The following is a 6366-nucleotide window of genomic DNA, read 5'->3' on the forward strand; positions in this document are numbered from 1 at the left end:
AATAAAGTTCATTCATAATAAAAATCATTATGATTTAGGGGCGAGACCGTTGTATGTGTTTCGCCCCCTTTTTTATGCGTTTTGCACCAGTTGTGGATTTAATAATTAAAAAATCCTTTGCCGCTTCTTCGACCGAGCCAGCCGGCACGGACATACTTTCGCAGCAGCGGAGTCGCCCTGTACTTGGGATCCTTGAACTCTTCATAAAGGACATCCATGACGGCCAGGCAGACGTCCAGTCCCACCAGGTCTCCCAGGGCAAGGGGGCCGATGGGATGGTTGGCGCCCAGTTTCATGGCCGTATCAATATCCTGGGCACTGGCAACGCCTTCGGCATAGATGGCGGCGGCTTCGTTGATCATGGGGATCAATATTCGGTTCACCACAAATCCCGGCGCTTCAACCACCTCTACCGGCTGTTTACCGACGTTCAGGGACAATGCCTTCACCGCATCAAAGGTTTCGTCAGATGTGGCAATCCCCCTGATGATCTCCACCAGGGCCATGACAGGTGCCGGGTTGAAAAAATGCATGCCGATCACCTTATCCGGACGTTTTGTGGCCGCGGCCACCTCGGCAATGGAAAGGGAAGAGGTGTTGGTGGCCAGGATGGTTGACGGTTTGCAGATATTGTCAAGTTCACTGAAAATCTGCTTTTTGATCTTCATGTTTTCCACGGCAGCTTCCACCACAAGATCGCAATCCCGGGCATTTTCAAGATCCGTGGTGCCTATAATCCGGGAAAGAATCGGCTGGATCATAACCTCCTCCAGTTTGCCCCGGGATGCCTGGCGGCCCAGGTTTTTGGAGATGATGGAAATGCCTTTGTTAACAAAGTCCTGTTCAATATCCCGTAACACCACCAGATAGCCATTAACGGCAAAGACCTGGGCGATTCCGGCACCCATGGTGCCGGCACCGACTACACATATTTGTTTCATATAAAAATTATGCCCTTTCATCAAATTTATTTTTTCTGTGCTAAAAAACAGTTTTTGCCCGACTATAATTCTGGATCACCGCGCCCTGCTACTTGCTTCCAAACGCATCCTCATCCATCTCAACCACTGCATTGTCACACGCCTTAAGCGCGTCCATTTTTCCTGCGCTCACCGCAAGGATCTGGTTGATAAAAAACCGGGCGGTTTTGATCTGTCCGTCATAAAACATGTCGTCTTTTTTCTTTTTGCCCTTGTTGGCTGTGGCCGTTGTCGCCCGCCACAAAAGCATCCAGGCCATGACAAGGTCGCCTGTGACCTCCATGAAGGGGTATGAAAAGGCATAGGCAGTCAAAAACTCATCTGACCGGGACTTGACCTGCAGTGCGGCAGCCACCTCCGCGTAGGTATTGAAAAAACCTTCCAGCCGGGCGGTGAGATCGTCAAGGCCGTCCGCTGCTTTGGCAAGGACAAAAGTTTTCTTGATTTCATCCAGAAAAGCATTGAAGGCCGCGCCTTTTTTCATGGAGAGTTTGCGGCCTAGAAGATCAATGGACTGGATGCCATTGGTTCCCTCGTACAGCATGAAGATCCTGGAATCCCTGAGCAGCTGGGCCACGGGAAACTCTTCGATAAAGCCGTAACCGCCGTAGATCTGAATGCCCTGGTTGCACACCTCAAAGGCCTTGTCCGTGCCATACCCTTTGATAATGGGCGTCAGAACCTCCAGTAAATATTCATAATGGGTTTTGTGATCCGCATCCGCGGACACGGCAACCTGGTCGTGGCACATACCGCAGAAATAATTAAGACTGCGCAGCCCCTCCACATAGGCTTTCATGGTAATCAGCTGGCGTTTCACATCAGGATGACGGATGATGGAAACCGGTTTTGAACCGGCCGGGGATTTAAGCGCCCGGGACTGAATGCGCTCCCTGGCATAATTAAGGGCATATATATATGAGGCCGATGCGTTGGCAAAACCCTGGAGGCCCACCATCTGACGGGCTTCATTCATCATCTCGAACATGGCGGCAACGCCTTTGTTTTCCTGGCCTAAAAGGGTGCCTAGGCACCCTGATTTACCCCCAAGGGTCAAAGAACAGGTGGCGTTGCCGTGCAGACCCATTTTGTGCTCAATGCCTGTACAGACCACATCATTGAATTCCCCCAGGCTGCCATCCGCGTTCACCCTGAATTTGGGTGCCAGAAACAGGGAAATGCCGGCAATGCCCTCAGGCGCCCCTTCAATGCGGGCCAGAACCGGGTGGATGATGTTTTCCACCATGTCATGCTCCCCGCCGGAGATGAAAATCTTGTTGCCGGACAGGGAATAGGTGCCGTCCCCGTTTGGCCTGGCCGTGGCTTCTACGGCGGCAAGGTCGGAACCCGCATCCGGCTCGGTTAAAAGCATGGTGCCGGACCATTTTCCCGACAGCATATTTTTAAGGTAGGTCTGCTTTTGATCCTCCGTGCCGAACACCTCCACAAGTTTGGCGGCCCCATGGGTAAGCAGGTTGTAAAGCATAAAGGAATTACAAGCCCCGTAAAAATACTCATTGGCGGCCATGGCAACGGTTTTTGGCATCCCCTGCCCGCCCCATTCGGGATCATCGGTCATACCTAGCCATTCACCTTCATTATAAGCGGCATAAACACTGTGAAAGGCGTCAGGGACTTTTACTTCACCGGCATTGAAAGTGCAGCCCTGGTCGCTTATCGTTTGAAGGGGCAGAATCTCTTTAATAGCAAGGTTCCTGGCTTCGCTTACGATCATGTCAATGGTCTTTTTCCCAAACTCGGCAAAACGTTCTGCCTTGCTTAATCTGTCCACGTCAAGTTGTTCATGTAATACGAAATCCACATCCCTTCGGTCTGCAATCAATTGTGCCATAAGACTTTTTCCTTTATAAAAGCTTTTAAGGTTACAAGCGGTCACGGGCGTCTTCGGTTTTTACGTCCATGGGTCCAACAAACTGAAACTGAACGACGGTTCAAAAGCATTGGATAGGGATAGCAATAATTACACCAATCAAACGCATTGTTTGACAACCAATTGATTTTAAATACTTTTTTGTATTTATAAATGTTTTAGGGCCGGGCAGTCATGGGGGCATACGTGGCGATAACGCCACAAAAATTAAAACCTGCAATGCAAATATAAATAATATTATTAAAATTCAGAATATTACACCAGCGTGGCCATATCGCCACGCGCTGGGGCTATTCCAGTCCGAACTTTTTCATCTTGGTAAACAGGGTTTTTCTGTGAATTCCCAGGGAAATCGCGGTCCTGGCCTTTTGCCACCGGTTCTCCGCCAGGGCTTTCAGGATGATCCCCTTCTCAAATTCAGTCACCGTCTCATTCAAAGACCCGCAAAGATCAGGTGATTCCCGGACAAAACAGATCTGCTCCAGGCCGTCCTCCCCGCGATCAGACGAACTTTCCATGAAATCAATTTTCCCCAGGGTCATGTAACGGTGAAGGACGTTCTGAAGCTCCCGGACATTTCCAGGCCAGTCGTGCCGGAGAAAGGCCTCCATAATTTTACCCCCCATGGGGGGAATCTGCCCCTGATCACCCAAGGCGGATAAAAAAAAGTCCACCAGCAATGGAATATCCTCCTTGCGTTCCCGCAGGGCAGGCAGCCGGATGGGGATAATATGCACCCGGTAAAAGAAATCCTCCCGCATCAGTCCTTTTTCCACCAGGCGTTTGAGATTCTTGTTGGTGGCGGCCACGATTCTCAGGTCGGGCTTAATCACCCGGGTACCGCCCACAGGGGTGTATCCCCCGCCTTCAATGGCCCGGAGCAGCTTGACCTGAAGATTGGGTCCGATATCTCCGATTTCATCCAGGAACAGGGTGCCGCCGTCGGCCGTGCCAAGAACCCCCTCCTTGTCCTTTTCAGCGCCGGTGAATGCCCCCTTGCGGTAGCCGAAAAATTCACTTTCTACAATATTTTCACTGATAGCCCCGCTGTTGACGGGCACAAACTGTTTTTCACTGCGGTTGCTCAGGTTGTGAATCGCCCGGGCCACCAGCTCTTTTCCGGTTCCGGATTCGCCGTAGATGATCACAGGCGCGTTGCTTGCGGCCGCCCGCACCACCAGTTCATATACCTCCTGCATGGCCCGGCTTTTGCCCACGATGTTTTCGAACCGGGACCGCTCCTTCATGACGGACCGAAGGACGATGTTTTCATTTCTGAGCAAATCCGCATCTTCGCTGATCTGCTCTTCCCGGCGTTTTCTGTCGGTGATGTCCATATGGATGGTCTGGGCTTTGACAATCCGCCCCCGGTTGTCATAGACCGGAGACTGGATAGACCAGTACCATTGGCCGTCCCGGGGGCTCTTCAGTTCCCACCTGCGGGTGTTTCCCGAAAAAACCGGCCCAAGATCACACCCGGGACAGGGGGCTTCCAGGCCATGAACCACCCTGTAGCATTTTTCCCCGACCCCGCTTCGGCCGGCTTTTTCCTGCAAAGCGGTATTCATGAACTCAACCCGGTAATCTTTAGATGTAATATAGATCAATCCTTCAAAGGTGCGAATGATATCACTGAGCTGGGCCTCGCTTTGCCGCAGGCGGCCCTCGGCAAGTTTTCTTTTTGTAATATCCATAAACGAAGCAATGCTTTTACCGGTCCCGGGAATCATGCCCACCTTCATATCAATATACCGGATGTCCCCGGACTTGGCAAAGACCCGGCATTCGTACTCGGTGGGAATACCGGGAATACCTTTTCGCCGGCCGTAATGGTAATTTTGCATCATTTCATTGTCGCCGGGCACCACGAACTGGGACCACCGCATCCGGTTCTCGATCTCGTTGCGCCCAAGTCCCACAAGATCCATGAATTTGGCATTTACATAAAGAATCAGCATATCCGGATCAATGATGATGGTTCCGGTTCCGGTGTTTTCAAAAACGCTGTGGTACATCTCCTTTTGGCGGGTCAGTTCCAGGATCTGTTCTTCCACGCCTCTGTCCCTGTGCAGCCGGTGCAGGGTTTTGCCAAGATCTGCCGAAAGTTCTTCTAAAACCCCAATCTCCAGAGAGCCGGGCACATACCCGCTGGGGGCATAAAAAACCTGACACCTGCGCCCTTTTTCACAAGGGTCATTGATGGGAAAATAAAACGCCGTGGCCAGGCTTCTGCTTTTCAGACCCAGGCGTTTTTGCACGGATTGGGGAAGATCCGTATCCGCAACCACCTTAAAATTTTTTGTTTTCGGGTTTACGCAGGTCCCGGGAAAAAGGGACACACCGTCTATGCCGGTATGGGACGCGCCAATGCCACTGCCATCAACGCCGGATTCGGGATAGAGAACAGATTTGAAACAAACCGTATAATAAGGCGTCTGGCTTTCGACTGCCGCAACAACTGCATCCAGCAGCCCTGTGGCGTCAGCGGCATGCAGCATGGCGCGGTGGCACAGACGGGAAAATTTAAACAACCACATCATCTCCGCCGGTATCCGGCCTGTTTGGGTCACAATGTCATGTTCGGCCTGATCCGGGCCGGGTTTTGTTTTCATAGTACACCTGCATGCATCACACGGTTTAAATAAAAAAAAAGAAAGCATTCTGCCAAAATCGTGCAGATCAAGGCAAGTGAATGGACTTTCTGCGGGTTCACCCCTGCTCCTTTTTCAACCAGGCAAGGTTTCTTTCTGTTAGAGCAAGTTCCACCGGACGATCCGTTGCATCGGTCAAAGCGGAAAGCGTCATCCACACCTTTATCTGCTTCCCATTCTTTGTCTTTCGGCACGTTTGAAAGGATAACATTGAATCACCTTTTTCCAATTTTTCAACAATGGATTGAAGCTCATTTGACATACCATCCACCCAAAGCGCTCTGATATTCATTTTCAGGGCTTCGGACTCTGTCCAGCCGTACATTTTCTCCGCCCCTCGGTTCCAGGCCAAAATATTCCCCTTCATGTCCAGGACAGTGACCGCATCGCTTGAGTCAAACAGAATGGCTGCCAGCCTTTTGTATTTACTCACCTCTTTGATCTTGTGGACATTGATAAAAGTCATCACCACACCGTCAATGACGTTCTGGGTTGTCCGGTAGGGGATGATTTTTATTGAATACCAGACATCATCCCGTGACAGGCTGTCCAGTTCCACTGTGTTTAGATCTTTGAGAACGTCTCCGGCCAGACCGGTAAGATCAATATCCGCAAAGCAGGTTTTGAGATCATCAAGAGGTCTGCCGATATCGGTCTGGATCAAGTTTATAACCGAAGCGGCAGCCGGCGTAAAGTTCTTGATGCACAGTTTGGTATCTAAGAGCTTGTTTGGTAATTAGGGAATCGAAGCGAAATCTCCTGAAAATGAGAACCAATTTTTTCAAATTTTCTGTTAATAGCCGGACTATTGACATAAAATTTGGGAGAATTGGGGCCATTTTCA

4 protein-coding genes and 1 pseudogene are annotated in these 6366 nt (G+C 50.6%); all 5 read right to left on the reverse strand.

Going from position 1 to position 6366, the window contains the following annotated elements; all coding sequences use genetic code 11:
• Positions 1 to 98: 98 nt before the first annotated feature.
• Positions 99 to 941 carry a 3-hydroxybutyryl-CoA dehydrogenase gene (locus AB7U36_RS16220; protein WP_428160747.1) on the reverse strand — a complete coding sequence of 281 codons (843 nt, stop codon included), beginning with the start codon at positions 939 to 941 and terminating at the stop codon, positions 99 to 101.
• Between the two features lie 88 nt (positions 942 to 1029).
• A complete protein-coding gene (locus AB7U36_RS16225) occupies positions 1030 to 2832 on the reverse strand; it encodes an acyl-CoA dehydrogenase (protein ID WP_428160748.1) in 1803 nt (600 codons plus the stop codon).
• Between the two features lie 329 nt (positions 2833 to 3161).
• Positions 3162 to 5483, reverse strand: a complete 2322-nt coding sequence (locus AB7U36_RS16230) for a sigma 54-interacting transcriptional regulator (RefSeq protein ID WP_428160749.1) — start codon at positions 5481 to 5483, stop codon at positions 3162 to 3164.
• Between the two features lie 97 nt (positions 5484 to 5580).
• Positions 5581 to 5988 (reverse strand): PAS domain-containing protein, encoded by a 408-nt coding sequence (locus AB7U36_RS16235; RefSeq protein ID WP_428160750.1) that lies wholly within the window; start codon positions 5986 to 5988, stop codon positions 5581 to 5583.
• Positions 5983 to 6234, reverse strand: a pseudogene (locus AB7U36_RS16240) (PAS domain-containing protein); the annotation flags it as partial. The pseudogene AB7U36_RS16240 and the gene AB7U36_RS16235, both read right to left, overlap by 6 nt.
• Positions 6235 to 6366: the final 132 nt, after the last annotated feature.

The organism is Desulfobacter sp., from assembly GCF_050177295.1.

Excerpts from the sequence above, each read along its gene's own strand:
- AB7U36_RS16220 (WP_428160747.1), bottom strand. The coding sequence starts at position 941 with ATGAAACAAATATGTGTAGTCGGTGCCGGCACCATGGGTGCCGGAATC.
- AB7U36_RS16235 (WP_428160750.1), bottom strand. The coding sequence starts at position 5,988 with ATGACTTTTATCAATGTCCACAAGATCAAAGAGGTGAGTAAATACAAA.
- AB7U36_RS16225 (WP_428160748.1), bottom strand. The coding sequence starts at position 2,832 with ATGGCACAATTGATTGCAGACCGAAGGGATGTGGATTTCGTATTACAT.
- AB7U36_RS16230 (WP_428160749.1), bottom strand. The coding sequence starts at position 5,483 with ATGAAAACAAAACCCGGCCCGGATCAGGCCGAACATGACATTGTGACC.